Origin of the sequence: Pedobacter gandavensis, from assembly GCF_032677645.1 — a bacterium.
Taxonomy (GTDB): Bacteria; Bacteroidota; Bacteroidia; order Sphingobacteriales; family Sphingobacteriaceae; genus Pedobacter; species Pedobacter gandavensis_A.
This window is the reverse complement of record NZ_JAVTSB010000008.1, coordinates 157896-180220: the sequence shown is the minus strand read 5'-3', so window position 1 is coordinate 180220 and position 22325 is coordinate 157896. Positions and strand designations below refer to the sequence as shown.

At 42.7% G+C, this 22325-nt stretch carries 21 protein-coding genes; 12 read left to right on the top strand and 9 right to left on the bottom strand.

The genetic code is table 11. The annotated features are described in order from the left end of the window. Window positions 1-17: 17 nt before the first annotated feature. From R2Q66_RS14860 to R2Q66_RS14845, 4 genes are all read right to left on the bottom strand, one after another. A complete protein-coding gene (locus R2Q66_RS14860; protein ID WP_316750288.1) occupies window positions 18-866 on the bottom strand; it encodes a M15 family metallopeptidase in 849 nt (282 codons plus the stop codon). A 3-nt stretch (window positions 867-869) separates the two neighbouring features. Next, window positions 870-2096: an alanine dehydrogenase gene (locus tag R2Q66_RS14855; RefSeq protein ID WP_316750286.1), complete on the bottom strand. Its 1227-nt coding sequence runs from the start codon at window positions 2094-2096 to the stop codon at window positions 870-872. Between the two features lie 62 nt (window positions 2097-2158). Next, window positions 2159-2575, bottom strand: a complete 417-nt coding sequence (tsaE, locus tag R2Q66_RS14850) for a tRNA (adenosine(37)-N6)-threonylcarbamoyltransferase complex ATPase subunit type 1 TsaE (protein WP_316750284.1) — start codon at window positions 2573-2575, stop codon at window positions 2159-2161. Window positions 2576-2947: 372 nt separating this feature from the next. Then, window positions 2948-4504 carry a bifunctional response regulator/alkaline phosphatase family protein gene (locus R2Q66_RS14845; protein ID WP_316750282.1) on the bottom strand — a complete coding sequence of 519 codons (1557 nt, stop codon included), beginning with the start codon at window positions 4502-4504 and terminating at the stop codon, window positions 2948-2950. A 106-nt stretch (window positions 4505-4610) separates the two neighbouring features. Here R2Q66_RS14845 and R2Q66_RS14840 point away from each other — a divergent pair, with 106 nt between their 5' ends. The 6 genes from R2Q66_RS14840 to R2Q66_RS14815 all read left to right on the top strand — a co-directional run bounded on the left by R2Q66_RS14840 (window position 4611) and on the right by R2Q66_RS14815 (window position 10756). Beyond that, the gene (locus R2Q66_RS14840; RefSeq protein ID WP_316750280.1) at window positions 4611-5834 is read left to right on the top strand and encodes an HD domain-containing protein; all 1224 of its coding nucleotides are present in this window, start codon (window positions 4611-4613) and stop codon (window positions 5832-5834) included. Between the two features lie 107 nt (window positions 5835-5941). Next, window positions 5942-7015: a UDP-3-O-(3-hydroxymyristoyl)glucosamine N-acyltransferase gene (gene lpxD / locus R2Q66_RS14835; RefSeq protein WP_316750278.1), complete on the top strand. Its 1074-nt coding sequence runs from the start codon at window positions 5942-5944 to the stop codon at window positions 7013-7015. Further along, window positions 7015-8427, top strand: a complete 1413-nt coding sequence (locus tag R2Q66_RS14830; protein WP_316750276.1) for a bifunctional UDP-3-O-[3-hydroxymyristoyl] N-acetylglucosamine deacetylase/3-hydroxyacyl-ACP dehydratase — start codon at window positions 7015-7017, stop codon at window positions 8425-8427. The genes lpxD and R2Q66_RS14830 overlap by 1 nt, the downstream gene beginning before the upstream one ends. Continuing rightward, entirely contained in the window at window positions 8424-9209 is a 786-nt protein-coding gene (lpxA, locus tag R2Q66_RS14825; RefSeq protein WP_062546374.1) for an acyl-ACP--UDP-N-acetylglucosamine O-acyltransferase, read from the top strand. The genes R2Q66_RS14830 and lpxA overlap by 4 nt, the downstream gene beginning before the upstream one ends. A 9-nt stretch (window positions 9210-9218) precedes the next feature. Next, window positions 9219-9833 (top strand): ABC transporter ATP-binding protein, encoded by a 615-nt coding sequence (locus R2Q66_RS14820; protein WP_316750274.1) that lies wholly within the window; start codon window positions 9219-9221, stop codon window positions 9831-9833. 353 nt (window positions 9834-10186) lie between these two features. Beyond that, the gene (locus R2Q66_RS14815; RefSeq protein WP_316750272.1) at window positions 10187-10756 is read left to right on the top strand and encodes a 5-formyltetrahydrofolate cyclo-ligase; all 570 of its coding nucleotides are present in this window, start codon (window positions 10187-10189) and stop codon (window positions 10754-10756) included. A 15-nt stretch (window positions 10757-10771) separates the two neighbouring features. Here R2Q66_RS14815 and R2Q66_RS14810 read toward each other — a convergent pair whose 3' ends face one another. The 4 genes from R2Q66_RS14810 to R2Q66_RS14795 are packed head-to-tail and all read right to left on the bottom strand — an operon-like array spanning window position 10772 to window position 14516. Further along, complete coding sequence (locus tag R2Q66_RS14810) at window positions 10772-11752, bottom strand: formimidoylglutamase (RefSeq protein WP_316750269.1); 981 nt, start codon at window positions 11750-11752, stop codon at window positions 10772-10774. Continuing rightward, complete coding sequence (gene hutI, locus R2Q66_RS14805; RefSeq protein WP_316750267.1) at window positions 11752-12996, bottom strand: imidazolonepropionase; 1245 nt, start codon at window positions 12994-12996, stop codon at window positions 11752-11754. The genes R2Q66_RS14810 and hutI overlap by 1 nt, the downstream gene beginning before the upstream one ends. 12 nt (window positions 12997-13008) lie before the next feature. Beyond that, a complete protein-coding gene (locus tag R2Q66_RS14800) occupies window positions 13009-13779 on the bottom strand; it encodes an exodeoxyribonuclease III (protein WP_316750264.1) in 771 nt (256 codons plus the stop codon). A 14-nt stretch (window positions 13780-13793) separates the two neighbouring features. Continuing rightward, on the bottom strand, window positions 13794-14516 hold the full coding sequence (locus tag R2Q66_RS14795; protein ID WP_316750262.1) for a peptidylprolyl isomerase: 723 nt from the start codon (window positions 14514-14516) through the stop codon (window positions 13794-13796). 94 nt (window positions 14517-14610) lie between these two features. Between R2Q66_RS14795 and R2Q66_RS14790 the strand changes: the two genes are divergently transcribed. From R2Q66_RS14790 to ygiD, 5 genes are all read left to right on the top strand, one after another. Beyond that, the gene (locus R2Q66_RS14790; RefSeq protein ID WP_316750260.1) at window positions 14611-15009 is read left to right on the top strand and encodes an HYC_CC_PP family protein; all 399 of its coding nucleotides are present in this window, start codon (window positions 14611-14613) and stop codon (window positions 15007-15009) included. Window positions 15010-15118: 109 nt separating this feature from the next. Next, the gene (locus R2Q66_RS14785; RefSeq protein WP_316750259.1) at window positions 15119-15655 is read left to right on the top strand and encodes a heavy-metal-associated domain-containing protein; all 537 of its coding nucleotides are present in this window, start codon (window positions 15119-15121) and stop codon (window positions 15653-15655) included. Between the two features lie 9 nt (window positions 15656-15664). After that, entirely contained in the window at window positions 15665-16477 is an 813-nt protein-coding gene (locus R2Q66_RS14780; protein WP_316750257.1) for a hypothetical protein, read from the top strand. A gap of 83 nt (window positions 16478-16560) precedes the next feature. Next, on the top strand, window positions 16561-17133 hold the full coding sequence (locus tag R2Q66_RS14775; RefSeq protein ID WP_316750255.1) for a YceI family protein: 573 nt from the start codon (window positions 16561-16563) through the stop codon (window positions 17131-17133). Window positions 17134-17226: 93 nt separating this feature from the next. Further along, on the top strand, window positions 17227-18054 hold the full coding sequence (gene ygiD / locus R2Q66_RS14770; RefSeq protein WP_316750253.1) for a 4,5-DOPA dioxygenase extradiol: 828 nt from the start codon (window positions 17227-17229) through the stop codon (window positions 18052-18054). 1 nt (window position 18055) lies between these two features. Here ygiD and R2Q66_RS14765 read toward each other — a convergent pair whose 3' ends face one another. After that, window positions 18056-19456 carry an aldehyde dehydrogenase family protein gene (locus tag R2Q66_RS14765; RefSeq protein WP_316750251.1) on the bottom strand — a complete coding sequence of 467 codons (1401 nt, stop codon included), beginning with the start codon at window positions 19454-19456 and terminating at the stop codon, window positions 18056-18058. A gap of 397 nt (window positions 19457-19853) precedes the next feature. Between R2Q66_RS14765 and R2Q66_RS14760 the strand changes: the two genes are divergently transcribed. After that, window positions 19854-22262 carry a S9 family peptidase gene (locus tag R2Q66_RS14760; RefSeq protein WP_316750248.1) on the top strand — a complete coding sequence of 803 codons (2409 nt, stop codon included), beginning with the start codon at window positions 19854-19856 and terminating at the stop codon, window positions 22260-22262. Window positions 22263-22325: the final 63 nt, after the last annotated feature.

Here is a 22325-nt window from a genome sequence, read left to right as displayed (position 1 = left end):
ATGGGTTTAAGTATAAATTATAACTGTTCAAAAGGAATGTCCAGCAGGTCGTAATTCCGCCAGCCCCTGAAGTCGAAATGCCACCATTCATTTGATAACACCCTGAAACCATGGGCTTGCATCACCTGAATCAGCAGGTTCCTGTTTTTTAATGCGGCCGCCGGAAGCTTCAGATAATTTGCCGCTGCCAGGGGAGAAAAACTGTCGTAAGGTGTGGGCATTTCCAGCTCTTTTCCTGTTTTCAGATTCACGAGGGTCAGGTCTATGGCACAAGCTCTGTTGTGCCGGGATCCTACTTTCGGATTGGCCACAAAGTTTTTATTAGCCGCTTTAAGATACAAGGTTTTTGTGGCAGTATAAGGGCGGTAAGCGTCGTAAATTTTCAGGCCATAGCCTTGTTTCGCTAAAACGGCCTGCACTTTTTGAAGTTGCAATACAACCGGTTTCCTTGCAAAAGCACGGGCCTGTTTATATACGGCGATTTTCATGAAATTATTATTGGTCGCATAGCGAATATCCAGCGCGATACCGGGAATTTCTTTTTCAAGCTCCAGCAGCTCCTGGTTTGGGTCCAGGCCATACGCCTTTTCGTAGGCAGCAAAACTGCTGAGCACCTTTAAAGGTTGCTTCTTAGCGACAGCTCCCGGGGTTATGTTAGAGAAGGCTGCTGAATTCTTTTTAGAGCGAACTACCTGATTTTTTCCTGAAGGAGTTCCTGCGGATTTTCCGGAGGCAGCTACCGGGGATTTTCCTGGTGTAGCTCTTTGACTTCCCCCAGGGACATTTCCCGAAGTTTTTGCAGGGATAGTTACGGGATTCTGAAAAAAAAGAGCGGAAATTAAAATCAGGGAAATGGATTGGATCATGGGCTATTGGTTGGAGACTACCAAAAGTTCAATATCCTTAAAAGGGAGATTAAACATGCTGGCAAGGTCTTTATTGGTGAGGTGTCCCTGATATATATATAATGCTTCTCTGATTCCGGGTTTACTCCAGATCACACCGGTTAGGCCACCAAGATCGCCGAGGTCTAGTAAGATGGGCGCAAAAATATTGGTCAGCGCATAAGAGGCTGTTCTTGGCACACGCGAAGCGATATTTGGTACACAGTAATGAATCACGTCATGTTTTCTAAAAGTGGGGTTGCTGTGGTTGGTCACTTCCGAAGTTTCGAAGCAGCCGCCCTGGTCAATACTCACATCGATCACTACGGAATTCGGTTTCATGCGCATCACCATTTCTTCCATGACAATGCAAGGGCTTCTGCCATGTTTTGCACGAATTGCGCCGATCACGACATCGCAAGTGGTAATTGCCTTCCCCAAAACGATGGGTTGCATCACCGAAGTGAAGACCCTGCTCCCTAAGTTATTCTGGAGCCTTCTGAGGCGATAGAGGGAGCTATCGAACACTTTTACTTCCGCACCCAGAGATAATGCCGTACGCGCGGCGTATTCTCCGACCGTTCCGGCCCCTAAAATGACAACTTCGGTTGGAGGGACGCCTGTAAAGCCGCCAAGCATCAATCCTTTGCCTCCGGTAGCGGAGCTCAGATATTCTGCGGCAATAAAAATTGAGGTTGCACCAACAATTTCGCTCATTGCCCTAACTACGCTTAAAATCCCGCCTTCATCACGTAAGTTTTCAAAACAGAGGGCATTGATCTTTTTATTCAATAAAGCTTTCAGGTAACTTTCTTTTAGTCCGCCCATTTGCAAGGCCGAGATCAGCGTTTGCCCTTTGTGCATCATCGCAACCTCTTCCAGCGTTGGTGGCGCGATCTTAACCAGGATATCCGCCTCAAATACACTTTTCTTATGAAAAGAAATGGTGGCACCCTGTTCGCTATAGTCATTGTCGGAAAAATTAGCTCCGGTTCCTGCACCACTTTCAATAATGACACGGTGGCCGTTATTGATCAGCAAGGCAACAGACAATGGGGTCAGCGCGATCCTGTTCTCTTGAAATGAAATCTCTTTTGGAATGCCAATATATAAACTATTGGTTTTTTTGTTGATTTCCGACATGGTCTCTTTGGGCTGTAGCAGTCCTTTCTGAGCAATAGAGGCCATTCCTTCACGTAATCCTGTAGCCATTTTATTTATAGATATTTGATCTCAAAATAAGCAAAATACCTGAAAATAAGTGCATTTAGAATTTAAATTCTGGAAATTGACAGTAATCTTTCCGTTTCAGTTGGTGCTGTGATTTCGATTTTAATATAATGTTCGGGTAATAATTCTTCCACTTTTTCCGGCCATTCGATCAGGCAGATATGCTCAGAATAAAAGTACTCTTCATAGCCAATATCAAAAGCTTCCTGTATGTTTTTGATCCGGTAAAAATCAAAATGATAAATGGTACGGCCATTGGCATCATATTCATTGACAATAGAGAATGTAGGACTGGAGACCACATCGGTAACGCCTAATGCCTTCGCCAGCGCCTTAATGAAAGTCGTTTTTCCAGCACCCATTTCTCCCTCAAAGATGAAAAAACGGTCATTTTGAGCAAATTCAAGTACTTCTTGTGCCGCCTGATCCAGACCGGCTATATTTTTTACTTCAATGTTCATTGGAATAGGATTGGTTTTTATAAGCGTTCAAAATTAGTGAATTTATAGCAACCCTGATCGGAAAGAAAAATGAAAGAAAAGGAATGAGAAGGGAAAGAGGTAGTAAATGGAAAGGAAAGAGAAATGAAGGAAAAAAGAAAGCGGGCGCAAAGAGAAAATTAAGATTTTATGAGGGCACTCGTTTAGTAGTGCTTTCGGAAACCAAAACGTTGTCGCTTCCCTGGCGCTCCTTTGTTGGGCTTCGAGGCCCTACAAGGCCCCGCCAACCCCGCGGTAAAGCCGGGGCAAGGCCCCCATAGCTAAAACTAAAACTTCAAGCCTGCCAGAAAAATTCTGACAAACTTAAAATTTTAAAAAATCAATAAAATCGTGTTATTTAGAGCTGTAAGTAGCTACCGGAATGATCATCTCTTCTAAAGAGATTCCACCATGCTGGAAAGTCTCATTATAGTAGTTTACGAACTGATTGTAATTGTTCTGATAAACGAAATAACGGTCTTCTTTTGCAAAAATATAATTGGAGCTGATGTTGATTTTAGGCAACTGCGCTTCATGTGGATTCTTAATCAAAAACACCTCTTTGGCGTTATAATTCAGGTTTCTACCCTGTTTGTAACGTAGGTTGGTGTTCGTATTACGGTCGCCAATTACTTTACTCGCATGTTTTACGCGGATCGTTCCATGATCTGTAGTGATCACTAATTTCACCTTTTTCTGCGCTAGTTTTTTCAGCAGTTCCATCAAAGGAGAATGCTCAAACCAGGACAGGGTAAGCGAGCGGTAGGCGGCATCATCATTGGCCAGCTCACGGATCATTTGCATATCTGTACGGGCATGAGACAACATGTCTACAAAGTTGTATACAATCGCATTAAAATCGTTCTGAAGCAAATTATTCACCTGCTCATTCAAAGCCTTACCATCATCGTAAGTCAGGATTTTATGGTAGCTATGTTTACAATCCTTTCTATAAGTTCTTTTCAGATTTTCAGTCAGGAATGTGCTCTCATGTAAGTTTTTCCCACCTTCATCATCATCGTTTTGCCAAAGCTGAGGGAAACGTTTTTCCATTTCCAAAGGCATCAGGCCGGAGAAAATCGCATTTCTCGCATATTGCGTTGCTGTTGGCAGAATACTCGAATAGGTATCTTCTTCTTCCAGACGGAAATGTTCGGTAATCAGGGGATTGATAATTTTCCACTGATCATAACGTAAATTATCAATCAGAATGAAAAACACGGGAATATTGTTGTCATTGATCAAAGGAAAAGCTTTCTTTTTCAACAGTTCATTTGACAATAACGGTGCTTTTTCTTTGCCATTCACCCAACCTAAATAATGGTCTTCGATGAACTTGGAAAACTGTGCATTGGCTTCTGATTTTTGCATAGTCAGAATCTCATGCATCTGTGGATCATCCAATTTTTCAAGCTCCAATTCCCAGAATACAAGCTTTTTATAAACTTCTACCCATTCCTCATAACTTAGCCTGTCATTCAGCGTCATACCCAGTCGGCGGAAATCTTGCTGATAAGCCATAGATGTCTTTTCGCTGACTAAACGCTTATTGTCAATGATCTTTTTAATGGTCAATAATACTTGTTTTGGGTTCACCGGCTTAATCAGATAGTCGTCGATTTTAGAACCAATCGCGTCTTCCATTAAGTTTTCTTCTTCACTTTTTGTAATCAATACCACCGGCACATCATTTCTGATATTTTTGATGGCGGTAAGGGTTTCAAGACCGGTTAATCCCGGCATATTTTCATCTAGAAAAACTAAGTCAAAGTGCTCTTTACCAAAGGCTTCCAGCGCGTCATTGCCGTTGGTAAAAGTAGTAACATGGTATCCTTTTTCGTTTAGTAGTAGTATATGTGGTTTTAATAAGTTGATCTCATCGTCGGCCCATAAAATTTTGGTTTCCTGCATTGCTGTACTTATATAAAATAAAATTAAATCTTTCAAAAAAGTATTTCTCTTTCTTAGTATGGATAAAAATAGCAATTTTTGTACCGTATAATTTTATTTGTAAGGATTGAACAAAAAGAAAATCATAAATGACCCCGTATATGGCTTCATAAATATCCCCTCTGAAATCGTGTTTGACTTGATCTCACACCCTTATTTTCAGCGGTTAAGGTATATTAAGCAATTAGGGATGACCCATTTGGTGTACCCGGGAGCCCTGCACACCAGGTTTCATCATGCGCTGGGCGCAATGCATTTAATGAGCCTCGCTTTGGAAATCCTTAAAAGTAAAGGGCAGGCAATCAGCAGGGAAGAAGAAGAAGCGGCCACGATTGCCATTCTGCTTCACGACATTGGCCATGGGCCTTTTTCTCATGCCCTGGAGCATACTTTAGTAAATGGCGTACACCACGAAGCGATTTCTATGTTGATCATGGAGAAGCTAAATGTGGAGTTTAATGGCCGTTTAACGATGGCAATTAACATTTTTAAAGGCGATTATCCTAAGAAATTCCTGCCACAACTGGTATCCGGACAACTAGATCTGGACCGTATGGACTACCTCAACCGGGATAGCTTCTTTACCGGAGTGAGCGAAGGGGTGATCAGTTTCGACCGGATCATCAAGATGTTCAACGTATTAGATGGCGAGCTGGTGATTGAAGAGAAAGGGATTTATTCTATTGAAAACTTCCTGATTGCCAGAAGACTGATGTATTGGCAGGTTTACCTTCATAAAACCGTAGTTGCCGGAGAATATCTGCTGGTTAAAATACTGGAACGTGCGAAGGAACTTTCCGGCAGGGGCGAAACGCTTTTTGCCACGCCAGCTTTGCAGCATTTCCTGAAAAATGATGTCAAAAAAGCAGATTTCTTTCAGGACGACAGCCATTTACTGGCTTTTTTCAAGCTGGATGATCAGGATATTGTCACTTCTGTGAAAGTTTGGCGGGACGATAAAGACCCGATTTTATCCCAATTGTGCCAGATGTTTATCAGCCGTAACCTATATAAGGTAGAGATCAGTTCGGAGGCGCCCGATCCTGTGCGTGTTCAGGAATTGAAGGATAAAGCGGTAAAAGTGCTAAACCTCAACCCAAAAGAAGTTGATTATTTTGTCTTTACAGACCAGATAGAAAACCGCGCCTACAATGCAGGAAGTGGAAATATCAATATTCTGTTGAAAAATAATACCACCATTGACATTGCAAAAGCATCGGATTTATCTAATTTAGAATCTTTGGATAAGACGGTAACCAAACATATACTGTGCTATCCCAGAATGATTTAGCATTTTTTAACAAAATAATTAATTTTTAATCCCGTTTTTAGATTGGGCAAAAATATAACCTAAATAGGTTTATTTGTTCATATCGATTTAACACTTAACTTTGTACGATGCAATTTACTGCCAAGCAGATAAGCGAATTTATAGATGGCACCATTGAAGGCGATGAAAATGCTAAGGTAACAGAACTTTCTAAGATAGAAAATGGAACTGCCGGATCGTTGTGTTTTCTATCAAATCCAAAATATGAAAACTATTTATACTCAACGAAGGCTTCTGTAGTCATCGTAGGGAATGATTTTTCTCCATCTCAGCCAATCGAAAGCACTTTAATTAAAGTGGCTGATCCTTATAGTGCGTTTTCAGTTTTGCTGGAGAAATACAATGAGGTGATGAACCAGATGAATATCCAGTCTGGTATTGAACAACCTTCTTTTATCCATCCTTCTGCTAAAATTGGCAAGAATGTATTTATTGCAGCATTCAGCTATATCAGCGAAAATGTGGTGATTGGTGATGATACCAGGATCCAGTCGCAGGTATATGTAGGTGCTGATACTACCATTGGAACGAACTGCCTGATTTTCCCGGGCGTAAAAATATACAACCGTTCTGTACTCGGAAATAACATTGTGATCCACGCAAATACCGTGATTGGTAGCGATGGTTTTGGCTTCGCGCCACAACCGGATGGCACGTATTCGAAGATTGCACAGATTGGGAATGTCGTGATTGAAGACGATGTCGAAATTGGCGCAAATACTTCGGTAGACCGCGCTACGATGGGTTCTACTTTCATTAGAAAAGGTGTAAAACTTGACAATCTGATTCAGATTGCTCACAATGTTGATGTTGGCGCACATACCGTTGTTGCGGCACAAACCGGTATCTCTGGAAGCACAAAAATCGGCGAAAATTCGGTTATTGGCGGACAAGTAGGTATTGCTGGTCACCTGAGCCTTGCCAAAGGAACTCAGATTGGTGCTCAGGCAGGAATCAACTTCAATACGACTACAGAGTTTAAACAATGGCATGGTAGCCCTGCACAGCCTTTAAGAGACTGGATGAGGGCTTCAGTGATCTTTAAACAACTGCCAACCGTTGAAAAACGCATCATGGCATTAGAAAATACTATCTCAGAACTCAAAGCATTAATTGAACAAAACAGCACAATAGCAAAATAATGAATGTGAAGCAAAAAACCATAAAAGGCGAAGTTTCTGTATCGGGCGTAGGCCTTCATACCGGAGCAAATGTGACGCTTACTTTTTGTCCGGCACCAGAAAATCACGGATTTAAATTTCAAAGAATCGATTTACCGGGAAGCCCGATTGTGGATGCTGATTGTGACAACGTTACGGACACTGCCAGAGGAACTACAATTTCTCAGAACGGTGCCAGTATCAGTACAGTAGAACACGTAATGGCCTCTCTTGTTGGGATGGACCTTGATAACGTGCTGATTAAGCTGGACGGCCCTGAAACGCCAATCATGGATGGTAGCGCAATTATGTTCCTGGAAGCACTGGAAAGTGTTGGTGCCCAGTTACAAAGCGTAGACCGCGAATATTTCTCGATTCCGCATAACATTACGTATACGGAACCGGATAGAAAAGTCGAAATCGTGGCGATGCCATTAGATGATTACAGGTTTACTTGTATGATCGACTATAATTCTCCTGTATTGGGAAGTCAGCATGCCGGTATTTCCAGCATTGCAGAATTTAAAAAAGAAATTGCTTCCTGCAGAACTTTCTGTTTCCTTCACGAATTGGAATACCAGCTTCAAAACAACCTGATTAAAGGTGGAGATTTGAACAATGCCATCGTGATTGTAGATAAAGAAGTGACTAAAGAAGAGTTAGACCACCTGGCAACGATCTTCAACAGAAGCGCGATTGAAGTGGCTCCTCAGGGCATTTTAAATAATATGGAATTGCGCTACCAGAATGAGCCTGCCAGACATAAATTGTTAGATATGATCGGTGATCTTGCCCTGGTAGGGGTTCACTTAAAAGGTCATATCATGGCTGCACGTCCCGGACATGCTGCCAATGTGGCTTTTGCTAAGAAAATCAAAGCAGCCATTAAAAAAGAGAAAAATAAAAAAGTACAGCATATCTATGATCCTTCTGTAAAACCACTATATGATGTGGTTCAGATTATGGAGATTCTGCCACACAGACAGCCATTCCTGTTTATCGATAAGATTCTGGAATTGTCTAAAACACACGTAGTTGGTGTTAAAAATGTAACGATGAATGAGGAGTTCTTTAAAGGACACTTCCCTGGCGCTCCGGTATTTCCGGGTGTAATTCAGATCGAAGCAATGGCACAAACCGGTGGTATTTTAGTATTAAGTACTGTTGAAGACCCAAGAAATTACCTGACTTTGTTTTTGAAAATTGACAATGTACGTTTTAGAGCTCAGGTATCGCCTGGTGATACGATCGTATTCAGATGTGACTTAATGGAACCCATCAGAAGAGGCATCGCGCAAATGAAAGGTGTCGGCATGGTAGGTGGTAAAGTAGTGGTGGAAGCAGAGATGATGGCCCAAATTGTTAAAGTAAAAGAAAGCGAAACCGTATCATGATACAACCCTTAGCGTATATACATCCGCAGGCAAAAATTGCCGATAATGTAGTAATTGAGCCTTTTGCAGTAATACACAAGGATGTAGAAATTGGTGAAGGTACCTGGATCGGGTCAAATGTAGTCATCATGGATGGCGCCAGAATAGGTAAAAATTGCCGTGTATTCCCGGGATCTGTGATCTCTGGCGTACCTCAGGATTTGAAATTTGCAGGGGAAGTAACCACTGCAGAGATCGGCGATAATACCACGATCAGAGAATGTGTAACCATCAACAGAGGTACTAAAGATAAATGGAAAACTGTCATCGGCAGCAACTGTTTGATCCAGGCGTATTCTCACATCGCTCACGATTGTGAGGTTGGTGATCACTGTATTTTCTCAAACAGCACCACACTTGCAGGTCACATCACCATCGGTGATTATGTGGTTCTTGCCGGTTTAGTAGCGATTCACCAGTTTGTGAAAGTTGGTTCTCATGCCTTTGTAACCGGTGGTTCATTGGTGAGAAAAGACGTTCCTCCGTATGTTAAAGCGGCTCGTGAGCCACTTTCTTATGCAGGTATCAATTCTGTTGGTTTGAGAAGAAGAGGTTTTTCTTCGGAACAAATCAATGAAATTCAGGAAATTTACCGTGTGTTATTTGTGAAACATAACAATGTAAGTAAAGCATTGGATATGATTGAAGCAGAATTTGCACCTACAGAAATCAGAGACGAAATCTTAGAATTCATCAGAAACTCGAACAGAGGTGTGATGAAAGGCTTTGGTTCTGGTAGCTAATATTATTTGATGAAAATCAGCTTAGAGAAAGCCGGCAGAAGGTTTAACCAGGAGTGGATTTTTCGTAATGTAGATTACGAATTTAATGCACCCGGTACTTATGCCATCCTTGGGCCTAACGGTTCTGGAAAGTCGACTTTATTGAGCATGATTCTCGGCAATTTATCTCCTTCTGAGGGCCAGATCAGCTATCAGAAGGAGAAAATCGTGCCGGTAGAAAACATTTACCAGCACCTCAGCTTCGCAGCGCCTTACCTCGATCTCATCGAAGAGTTTACGCTGGAAGAGACCATTGATTTCCATTTCAAATTTAAGGGCTTGTACAAAGACATGACTAAAGCAGGAGTGTTGGAGCTGCTGGGACTGGAGAAGTCGCAGGATAAGGCTTTAAAATACTTCTCTTCGGGAATGAAACAGCGCACTAAACTGGTGCTGGCCTTCTGTTCCGATAGTCCGATACTCCTTTTAGATGAGCCAACTTCCAATCTGGATCAGCAGGGAATCGACTGGTATCTGGCCTTAATTGCCAACTTTACCGACCAAAGGTTAGTCATAGTAGGGTCAAATCAGGAGGTCGAGTATTCATTTTGCCAGCACCGCATTCAGGTAACTGACTATAAATAGTGTCATAATTTTATTTTTTATCGCCCTTGAATGCCGTTTAAACGGTGAAAAGACGGTATTTAAATATTTTTTTAAAATACTATTGTGAGATTCAAAAATAGTATTTACCTTTGCAGAACGAAATAAGGGCTGGATGGCCAACGATTATTTCAGATTAAAAATTAAAATAAAGCTCCGCAAGGAGTATATATATAAAGAGTAAAATAAGAATTTTCATAGTTTAGTTTTAGGTTTAGGTTGATTGTGGCTTCGGAGTGGTTCCCGAAGCCATCTTTTTTTACAAGGTTTTTTTTTCTTAGCTTCAACTTTTTCAGCGCTTCGCTTAGAATTCCTGCTGATCAGCAATAGCAAACATGGACAAAACCAGCATCAGAAAACAAATCCTGCCCATCAGAAAGGCACTTTCTCCAGAAAGAGTACAAGAACTTTCTGAAAAATTACTCGCTCAGTTTATCAAACTGGACCTGTCTAAAGTTAAAACCCTCCATATTTTCCTGCCCATTAAATCCCGGAACGAACCGGATACTTTTTTGATCATCAACTGGCTTAAAATACACCATCCGCAGCTAAAGATTGTGGTACCCAGAGCTGATTTTGAAACTTCTTTGATGACACATCATTATTTTGAAGGGATGGATGACCTGGAAATGAATGCCTACCAGATTCTGGAGCCTGTAAAGGCGAAAATTCATAGCGGAGAGATCGAAATGGTGATTGTGCCCTTGATTGCGTTCGACAAGAACGGCTATCGTGTAGGGTACGGAAAAGGCTTTTACGATCGGTTTTTACAAGGGATGGCCACGGAAAAGATCGGTTTGTCGCTGCTGGATGAAATGGTCGTGATTGATAATGTAAACGAGCATGATGTGAGGCTCGATAAATGTATCACACCGGATAAAATTTACGTTTTTCCGGTTTCCTGAGAGATTAAGCCCGTTTTACTTCAAAGCAGATTGCGCTTTTAGGAAATCGCTGATCAGGTAAGCGATGGTTTTTGCCGTAGCAGTACTGGTTCTGCCGTCTGCCATTAACGTAGCGCCTTCACAAACGTGCATATAAGCGAACTTCTTTTTAGATTGGAGGATAATCCTTCTAATGTCGTTAAGCTGGAACCCTGAGGGCGTAAATGCGCTGGAAAGGACGTTTTCTATGCAGTCGAGGTCTATTTCAAGTCCGGTTTCGTTGCTTAAGCCATCCAGTAAAGGTTGTAAAGCCTCCTGATAAGTCCCTGCGGATTTCAACAACTCGTCGAAAAACACGGCATTTATTTTCGGATTTCCCTCGATTTCAGCTAAAATAACCCCGTTGTTATAGTTCTCATGCAAGCCAAAAATCGCGTAATGTTCCAGAAAACCATGTTTTAAAGCATAACTAAAGCCATTTCCACTGTGTCGGCCCCTTGCAGGACGTAAATCTGCATGCGCATCAATATTCAACACATCCATTGCTTTTTGGAAAGCTTTTGAGCCTCCTTTAAGGATCGGATAGGCATTATTATGGCCGCCACCAATCACAATTGGAATTTTTCCGGCTTCGATGATCTTTTGAATCACCGGATAGACCAGTTCGTCAATTGCTGAGACGGTATTTTGCAGGTCCGGGATTGCGGTATATTCAGGATCTTTAATGCTAAAATATCCCAGAATCATTAATTCCCTGCCGTTTAAAAAATCCGTACTTTGTAGGTTTAGCACCGCCTTTAAGGCTGGTTCCCAGGCAGTAGCTGCCCCGGCAATACCCTCATTGGCACGTACACCGATATCTTCCGGAATACCCAGCAGTACAAAAGTAGCCGTACTGTATTTTAGTTCTTCCCAGCTGCTGAAAGCCTGTACTTGCTCTCCAAGTTTGATTTCTCCTAACCGGTGATTCACCAGGGCAGAAATCGCGGCTTTGCTATAGGTGTTTAAGGCTTCCATTATTGGATTTTACCGTTAATAATGATGGTTTTTATTTGCGACTGACCGAAGCTATAGGGTAAAAAGGCCAGGGAAGTCATCGCTCTGGTGATCATCAGATTGGCTTTTTTTCCTCTGGTAACGCTCCCGGTTACGTCGCTGAGTTCCATGGCTGCTGCCCCGTTTAAAGTGCAGGCATTGACCGCTTCTTCGGGCATCATTTTCAGTTTGATACAACCTAAAGACAACACAAAATTCATATTACCGGAAGGAGTAGAGCCCGGGTTATAGTCGCTGGCTAGTGCCACAGGGACGTTTGCCTGGATTAATGCCCTCGCATTGGCAAAAGGAATCCCCAGGTAAAAAGAACAGGAAGGCAAGAGGGTAGCGATCGTATTTCCATTGGCCAGGGCCGCAATGACCGCTTCGTCTGTGGCTTCCAGGTGGTCTACGGAGATGGCCTGATGTTTTAGACCGATTTGTACGCCTCCGGATACGGAAAGCTGGTTGGCATGGATTTTTGGCTGGAGGCCATATTTGGCAGCGGCAGTCAGCAATTGATCGGTTTCCTCCACCGAAAAGAAACCTTGTTCGCAAAATACGTCCATGTAATCTGCCAGGCCTTCGGCTGCAATTTGTGGCAGCATCTGGTCGATAATCAGCGAAATATAGCCCTGATGGTCGTTTTTATAGGCAGTAGGGAAGGCATGAGCGGCTAAAAAGCTGGCTTTTATCGGAATCGGGAAGCTTTCTTTTAGCCTGCGGATCACCCTCAGCATTTTTAATTCGCTGGCTACCGTTAGTCCGTAGCCGCTTTTGATCTCCAGGGCAGCAGTGCCTTGTCTGATCATATCGTTTAAGCGGAGTGCAGCGGCTTCGAAAATTGCATCTTCTGTCGCCAGCTGCATTTTTGCTGCGGAGTTTAAAATACCACCTCCCGCAGCAGCAATTTCTTCATAAGTTTTTCCTGCAATTTTCATCGCGAATTCTTCCTCCCTCGGGGCGGCGAAAACGATATGAGAATGGGAATCACACCAGGAAGGTAAGACATAGCCACCTTCCGCATGTAAGGTTTCCAGGTCATTTGGCAATGATACCGGAAGTGCATCCATGGTTCCAAAATCAGCAATCAGTCCGTCTTCGCAAAGGAGCCAGGCGTTTTCCAGGGTTGGAAGTTGCGCCATTTCTGTTCCTCTGAGCATCAGTAAACCTTCCGGGTGTAAGCCAACAAGGGTTCCGATATGGGTGATGAGTAATGAAGCCATGGTTTAAGCGGGTTATGGGGTTAATTCTAACATCACCGGACAATGATCTGAGTGAATGGCATCAGCTAAAATAGTCACGTTTTTTAATCTTTCCAACATCGGTTTGCTGGCCAGGTGGTAATCGATACGCCAACCCAGGTTCTTTCCTCTCGATCCCGCTCTGAAACTCCACCAGGTATAATGATGTGGGTCTTTGTTGAAATGTCTGAAAGTATCAATAAAACCGTTATTCAAAAACAGCTCCATCCATTCTCTTTCTTCCGGTAAGAATCCCGAAGATTTGGCATTGGATTTCGGATTGTGAATGTCAATGGCGGTATGGCAGATGTTGTAATCTCCGGAAATGATCAGATTTGGATGTTCTTTGCGAACTTCTCCGATATAGTTGTTAAAAAAGTCCATGAATTCGTACTTTTTAACCTGTCTCTCGTCTCCACTGGAACCGGATGGCAAATACACACTCATTAAAGAGAAAGTGTCGAAATCGGCTCTGATGATGCGTCCTTCTTTGTCGATCCATTCTTCGCCACAACCATATTCTACATGATTAGGTTTGATTTTAGTAAAAATCGCCACGCCACTGTATCCTTTTTTCTCTGCCGGAAACCAGTAATGGTGGTAACCCAGCTGCTCGATTAAAGTCAGGATTTCCGGAATCTGGATCGGCAATGCTTTCACTTCCTGCAAGCAAACCATATCTGCATCGGTAGATTGTAACCAGCCAATGAAGTTTTTTGTAGTGGCAGAACGGATGCCGTTGACGTTGTATGAAATGATTTTCATCGGTATGATATGGTTTATGCCCTTAAAGGGGAGTTTTCTTTAAATTTCAATTCTTTCTCTATTTCTTTTTCTAGTTTTTTCGCTTCGCGACGTTTCAAGACCGTCATGGTCATCTTCACATCGGCAGCCGGGCGGTCATTTTTATCTGTCGGAACAGCCGCTACCAGATCAATCAGGTCGATGCCCTGAACCACTTCTCCGTAAACGGTATACTTGCGGTCGAGGTGCGGTACGCCACCAATAGTTTTATAAACTTCGCGTTGGTAGGCAGGGATTTTGGCTTTTAAACGGCTCGTTTCTGTACGATCCAGCTCTTCATCGCTAAACTTACGACCCTGAACCAGGTAAAACTGACTGCCACTGGATGCTTTCTCCGGATTGTCATCGCGGGCAGCTGCCAGAACGCCTTTCTTATGAAACAGGCTATCGCGGAATTCCGCAGGAACGGTGTAACCAACACTTCCTTCGCCCAGCATCTCGCCCGGTTTTGCTTTTTTTGAATCCGGGTCGCCCCCTTGAATCATGAAATCTTTGATCACCCTGTGGAATAAAGTACCGTTATAAATACCTTTCTTCGTCAGTTTCACAAAGTTATCACGGTGGAGTGGCGTTTCGTTATAGAGCATGATCACACATTCTCCCAGGTCAGTTTTTAACCTCACATATTGGTGTTTTGGTTTGGCAGCGAAGGCCGTGCTTAAACAGAAACACAGGATAAGGACGCAGAATTTCTTCATTATATAGTCAAATTTAGGGCTAAGTTAAGGTAAATCTGCTTTATTAAAAGGGGCAGTCGTTTTCTCTGAGTATTATGAGTATTTTTGTTAAAACATGAAGCTGCGACAAAAACTTACCTTAGGCCTATGTGCATTTTACCTGATCACCATGATCGGGGTTGCATTGAATATGCACTTTTGTAGTGGCAAGCTTTCTGAGGTTCGCTGGGTAGAAACTGCAAGTTGCAGCGCCTGCAAAGCATCCACAAAAAAACAGGAATCCGGCGATTGTTGCAAGGACAAATCTATAGAAGCGAAAATTAAGGACAGCCATCAGGTGGGTGCTAAAGTGAAGCTTCCGACGGATTTCAGTCTGGAAATGCTGTTTAGTCCGCTGATTTCGGAAGTTTTCCGTCAGTTGATGCCTACGCTATTCAGCAAGGTAGAAAACAAGGCACCGCCTTTATCAGCCATCCTCTCCCTTCACGCTTACCATTGCGTATTCAGAAATTAGACCAGGAATAATTTATTTTCTCTGCAGCAAGCTTGCTGTGGAGGCTTTGACGCGTCTTTATCTGGCCGTCAACGAGTTCATTTTTAAACATATAAATTATACCCATATCATGAATACTATCAAAAATCTAATCATACTTTCTATCGTTTTAATCGCAGGAAAAGCTTCTGCACAACAAATTACTACTGCTGAGTTACAAGTTACCGGCTTAACCTGTTCGATGTGTTCTCAGGCTACTGAAAAGTCTTTGAGAACCCTGGATTTCGTGGATGCGATTGAACCGGATCTGAATAAAAACCTGTTTGCCATTACTTTTAAAAAGGATAAAGCCGTAAATATCGACCAGATCAGAAAGAAAGTAGAAGATGCAGGTTTCTCTGTAGGGAACTTAACTGCGGTTTTCAATTTCAACAATACTAAGGTAGATGACAAAGGCCTGGCGACTGCCGGAACCAATGTTTACCAGTTTTTAAATCAAAAAAGTCAGACGTTAAACGGTCCGGTAACGGCAACTGTAGTCGACAAAAACTTTATCTCAGGTGCAGAATTCAAAAAAAAAGCAGCAACGCTGAAATCTGAAACCTATACCAGCGGTTCAGGTGTTGTAGATGGTAAAAAAACTCGTATTTATCACTTAAGCATTTAATAGCAGCGCATGAGATTTCTTAAATTTTTACTGGTTCCCATCGCTTTTGCGGTAGGAACCACTGCTCAGGCGCAGGAATTATACGTGTTTTCGGAGCCTGCAAGCAATATGCCGGCAAAATCTGTCGGGTTTAGGTTAACCAATGAAGGCAGGGTAAGTCCTGATTTTAACATCAGAACCACACCAGAGCTGATGTTTGGTTTCAATAAGAACCTGATGGTACATGCACAAGGGTTTTTATCTAACATGGACGGCAGTTTTAAGGCCGAAGGGGGTAGTTTATACGCCAAATACAGGTTCCTTTCTATCGATGAGATGAAGCGCCATTTCCGTGCTGCGGCATTTGGAAGGGTAAGTATGAGCAACAGGCCAACTTATTCAGAAGATATCAATCTGGAAGGCGATAATTCAGGTATTCAGGGTGGATTTGTTTTCACGCAGTTGCTGCATAAATTGGCTTTATCGGCTACAGTGAGCTATTCGAAGGCTTTTGAGCGCGATAGCAAACAGCTGTTGGGGATGCCTCAGCCAAATCACATGCTGGGATACAGCCTTTCTTCGGGTTATCTGGTCTTGCCTTTTGTCTATAAGAACTATAATCAGCCAAATTTCAACCTCTATTTTGAGGTATTGGGTAAAACCAATCCTGAAAACGGAAGGTCTTATGTGGATCTGGCACCAGCTGTTCAAATGATCATCAACAGCAGAACGCGCATCGATCTGGGCTATAGGTTTCAGGCGGCCGGTAATATTGCCAACCGTTACAACAAGAATATGTACATGATCAGGGCGGAATTTAACTTTTACAATGTGTTAAAATAATTCCGTTTCGTTGTTTCTTATCATAGATCAATATTCTGTATTTTTAATCGTTATACATTTGTAAATCATTAAATTATAGAATTATGAAAAAGGTATTTTTATTGTTGGTTGCGCTGTCTGTCAGCGTTGCGTCTTTCGCACAAACGAAATGGACGGTTGATCCGATGCACTCTTTTGTGAATTTCTCTGTAGGTCACATGGGGATTTCATTTGTAGACGGCTCATTTAATAAATTTAATGGCACAATTGAAGCTCCAAAAGCTGATTTTGTAGATGCTAAAGTTAACTTTACAGTAGATGTAAATAGCATTGACAGTAGGGTAGAACCCCGTGATAAACATTTGAAATCGGATGATTTCTTTAATGCAGAGCAATTTCCAACCATGACCTTTGAGAGTACTTCTTTCAAAAAATTGAAAGGAAATGATTACGAATTGACAGGTAAACTGACCATTCGTGACGTTACTAAAGATGTAAAATTTAATGTGGTTTTAGGGGGCACACATACGGATGATAAAGGAACAACGAAAGTTGGTTTCGCAGCAAATACGACCATTAACCGCCTGGATTATAACATCAAGTTTGATCCTTCAGGAATGGGCGTTGCTAAAGACGTTAAAATTTCTCTAAACCTGGAATTTGTAAAAGCTAAATAAGGGCTTGATTTTTCAGGTAGCATAGGATAGACAAGGGTAGGGCGCTACCCTTGTTTTCTTTCTCTCTAATCTTGATTTTTTCTTTTTAATCTCATGACAAACTTATCGCAATTCCGAACTTTTAGTCAGCATTTACCGGTACAGGATTATTTAATGCCCGTTTTGTTTATGGGCCATGGTTCTCCGATGAACGGGATCGAAGACAATGAATTTAGTGCCAAATGGGCGGAAATGGCTCAGGATATTCCTGTTCCAACGGCTGTAATTGTCGTTTCTGCGCATTGGTTTACCAAAGGCACGCATTTAACGGCCATGGATTTCCCTACTACGATTCATGATTTTGGAGGCTTTCCTCAGGCTTTATTTGATGTTGATTATCCCGCTCCGGGAAGTCCGGATCTGGCTATAGCCGCTCAAAAACTGATCACTAGTGTAGAAGTAGGTCTGGACCACGATTGGGGATTAGACCATGGTGCCTGGACGGTATTGAGGCACATGTATCCGCAAGCAAATGTGCCTGTGGTACAACTGAGCATTGATTATACGAAGGATGCGCGTTTCCATTATGAGCTGGCCAAAGAGCTGTATGAATTGCGTAAAAAGGGAGTACTGATCCTGGGTAGCGGTAATATGGTGCATAACCTGAGGATGATGAGCTGGGAAATGATCAATGGCGGTGGTTACGACTGGGCTTTAGAGATCAATGATCAATTTAAACGACTGATTTTAAGCAACGAACACCAGCCCTTACAGGCTTATCAGACACTTGGAAAAGCAGCAATGCTGGCGATTCCGACACCGGAACATTACCTGCCACTCATGTATACGCTGGGGCTAAAAAATGATCGGGAACCGGTCTCGCTTTTCAACGATAAGGCAGTTGCAGGCTCTTTAACTATGACCTCTGTACGAATCGGGTAGCCTACATCAGCTTTTTCAACCATTTTAACACCCATCCTTTTTTCTCATAAGGCGGATAAATCAGGGTGCTCATTTCCAGTTTAGATTGAAAAACAACTGCTCTTTCATGAGAAAAGGTTTTGAAGCCAAATTGTCCGTGGCAGCTGCCCAATCCGCTGCCATTTACCCCACCAAAAGGTAGTTTCGGGTTGCTGATGTGGATCAATACATCATTGACACAGGTTCCTCCGGCACTGGTATTTTTGATCACCTGCTGAATCTTGTTCTTGTCCTCACTAAAAACGTAAAGTGCCAGTGGTTTGTCCATTTTGTTGATCAACGCAATGGCTTCTTCTATCGTTTTAAATGGGATAACGGGCAATACGGGGCCGAAAATCTCTTCCTTCATGATGTTTGCATTTTCCGGTAAGCCCCGCAGAATCGTGGGCATAATGGTTTGCGTAGCTTCCTCTCCTTTGCCGCCATAAGGCATGGTCGCACCTTTCTCTACCGCATCAGAAATCAGCCCCTCAATGCGGTTAAAATGTCTTTTGTTGATGATTTTAGCATAGCTATCCAGATTTAGCGTTCCGGATTCCGTATAGAACATTTTCTGGACTGCCGTTTTATATTTTTCGATAAAAGCTTGTTCCAGGGATTCATGAATTAAGATATAATCGGGCGCAATACAAGTCTGACCGGCATTGGTCAATTTCCCCCAGGCAATTTTTTCGGCTGCGGTGTCCAGATTGGCTGTTTCGTCGATCAGTGTTGGTGATTTTCCACCCAGTTCCAGGGTTAAAGAGGTCAGGTTTTTGGCCGCGGCCTCCATAACGATCTTTCCAACGGCGGTACTTCCTGTAAAAAAGATGTGATCAAAGGGCAGACTGAGTAGGTGTGTAGAGATTTTCGCGTCTCCTTCAAAACAGCAGACTTCCGATTCCTCAAAGCATTTTTCAATGATCCGACAGATGACTGAACTGGTTGCAACACTCAATTCTGAAGGCTTTAATATGGCGCAATTTCCGGCAGCAATGGCCGAAATTAGTGGCGCCATCATCAGCTGAAAGGGGTAATTCCATGGCGAAATAATCAGGCAAACACCCTTTGGTTCGTAATAAATCCTGTTTTTCGCCATCAGCGCAGTAATGGTTTTGCCCACTTTTACCGGGCGCATCCAGCTGCTCAGGTGCTTAATCGCGAAATCGATCTCGCTGTAAATAAAAACGATTTCGGTGATTGCCGATTCAAACTCACTTTTCCTTAAGTCGCTTTTTAAGGCCGCATAAATTTCCTTTTCATAGGCCTCAATGCTACTTTTTAAAGCATTTAATTTATCAATTCGTTGCGTTGCATTGCTGTTTCTAAGTGTATATTTATGCGTCTGCTGTGCTTTAAAAACGGAGTTAATCGTTGGTATCATAAATGCCGGCTAGTTTATGCGAGTTAAAAAGGACCTCCTTTGAGGTTACTAAATATACAAAATGAAATGCGCTTATACTCAAATTGATGTTCCTTCCGGAAAAATTGGTTTACCAGGGCGTTTGATCCTCGATTTGGCCATTACCGTTGGGGGTTTTTCCTGTTGCCATTAAGGCTTTGCCCTATGTGATGAAGCGCAGCGTTTGTCTCTTGTTATTTAGGATTCGTCCTTTGTTATTAAAAGCAGCGTTTGCTCCTTGTTATTTAGGATTTAAACAGTTGCCAGAGGGATCCGGGAAGCCCTTTTAGATGTAAATATTAACCTAATATAAAGTAAATATTGACCCAGCAGGCCGGCCGAAAGCCGAATGCCGGTCTGAATTACCAAAACAAACAAAATGAAAAGATTAATTACCCTGGTGTTATTTGCCGCGACTGCCGCTCAGGCGCAACAAAGCCCAACTTTAAGTGTCGAAAAAATCATGCGCGACCAGAAATGGATCGGTGTTGCCCCAACAAATTTCCGCTGGTCGGCCGATAGTAAAGTAGTTTTTTTTGACTGGAATCCTGAAAATAAAGAGAAATCTGAAGGTTATCAGGTTCAGGCAGCCTCTTTGAAAAGAGAAAAGTCGGAGGAAAAAGCGAAAACCGCAGCCCTGGGCACAAACTATATTTATTCGGAAGACCGTTCGATGGGAATCGTTGAAAAAGCCGGCGATTTATACCTGTATCACCCAAAAACGAAAACTGAGCAACGGTTAACACGTACGATGGAAAGGGAAATTAAACCTGCTTTCCTGAAAGATGGCGGGGTGGTTTTTCAGCGTGGCGACAATCTTTTTGCGCTGAACTTGAAAAGTAATGAAATCAGACAACTGACAAACTTTGTCAAAGGAAAACCTGGAAGTACAGGAGATAAAACAGGGACCGGAACTGATCAAACCGGAAAAATCGCTGATAAAAGCAATGCTGCCATCCAGAATACCTGGCTAAAGGACGATCAGACGAATCTTTTTGATATCATTAAGAAGAGAAATGCAGCAGGAAAACCAACTAAAGGAAGGTTTGGAAACATCAATCCTGAAAAAGCCGAGAAAACATTAAGACCGATTTATCTGGAAGACAAATTTTTGAGCGGATTGGTGGTTAGTCCGGATGCCAGATTTGTGAGTTATAAGCTGGTTAGCCCTGCGGCAGGCGGTGTAAACACGATTGTTCCCAATTATATCACAGCTTCCGGATATACGGAAGACATTGCGGGGAGAACCAAGGTGGGGGAGCCATTGCCAACCTTTAAATTCTATATTTATGACCAGCAGCGGGATACTGTTTATAACGTACATACGGAGCAAATTCCGGGGATAAAAGACCTTCCTGACTATGTGAAGGACTATCCGAAGCAACTGGCCGAGCGTCAAAAGAAGAATGAAGACCGTCAGGTAAACCTGGATGGGCCGTACTGGAATGCGTCTGGAACGGCGGCCATCATGATTGCCGAAGCGCAGGACAATAAGGATCGCTGGATCCTTAAACTGGATGGCGCTACCGGAAATCTGAGCCTAATCGACCGACAAAGAGATGAGGCCTGGATTGGCGGCCCTGGCATTGGTTGGGGAAATGTAGGTTGGGTAGATCAAAACCGCTTCTATTTTCAAAGTGAGGCCTCTGGATACAGTCATTTGTACCTGGCAGATATCGCCACTGGCGTAAAAAAACAACTGACTTCCGGTCATTGGGAAGTACAAAATCTGGAGCTTTCAAAAGACAAGAAAACCTTCTATATCAAGGCAAATAAAGACCACCCTGGAATCACTCATTTCTATAAACTGCCTGTAAATGGCGGTCCATTGGTGCAATTGACCAGTATGAAAGGTGGAAATGAGGTCACACTATCTCCGGATGAAAAGTGGCTGGCCATCAATTATTCCTATATGAATAAACCATGGGAGCTGTATATCCAAGCCAATAAACCAGGTGCAAAGGCGGTTCAGGTAACCAATTCCAATTCCGAAGAGTTCAAAGCTTACAAATGGAGGGAGCCAGATCTGGTTTCGTTTAAAAACCGTTATGGTGCTGATGTTTATGCAAGGGTATACCCGACTAAAAAACCGCATCCAAACCGTCCGGCAGTAGTTTTTGTCCATGGCGCAGGTTATTTGCAGAACGTACATTATTGGTGGAGCCAGTATTCGAGGGAGTATATGTTCCATAATATGCTGGCGGATAACGGTTATACGGTGATCGACATTGATTATACCGCAAGTTCTGGCTATGGCAGAGACCACAGGACGGGTATTTACAGACATATGGGTGGAAAAGATTTAACGGATCAGGTAGATGGCGTCAAAATGCTGGTAGAGAAATATAACGTAGATCCGAAGCATGTGGGCATATATGGAGGTTCGTACGGCGGTTTTATCACCCTAATGGCCTTATTTAACGAACCTGATGTGTTTAGCAGTGGTGCGGCATTAAGGTCGGTTACCGATTGGGCGCATTATAACCATGGCTATACTTCAAATATCTTAAATGAGCCTTTTAATGATGAACTGGCCTATAAACGCAGCTCTCCGATCTATTTTGCGAAGGGTTTAAAGGGTAATTTACTGATGTGTCACGGCATGGTAGATGAGAATGTGCAGTTCCAGGACATCGTCCGACTGTCGCAGCGTTTCATTGAGCTGGGCAAAGACAACTGGGAGTTGGCGGTATATCCTGTTGAAGATCATGGTTTTGTGGAGCCTTCGAGCTGGACCGACGAGTATAAACGCATCTATAAACTGTTCGAAACCACCTTGAAAAAGTAAATAGAAAAAAACTTATATTAAATACTAAAGTATAGATTTTGTCTATATGTGTATCAGTATTAA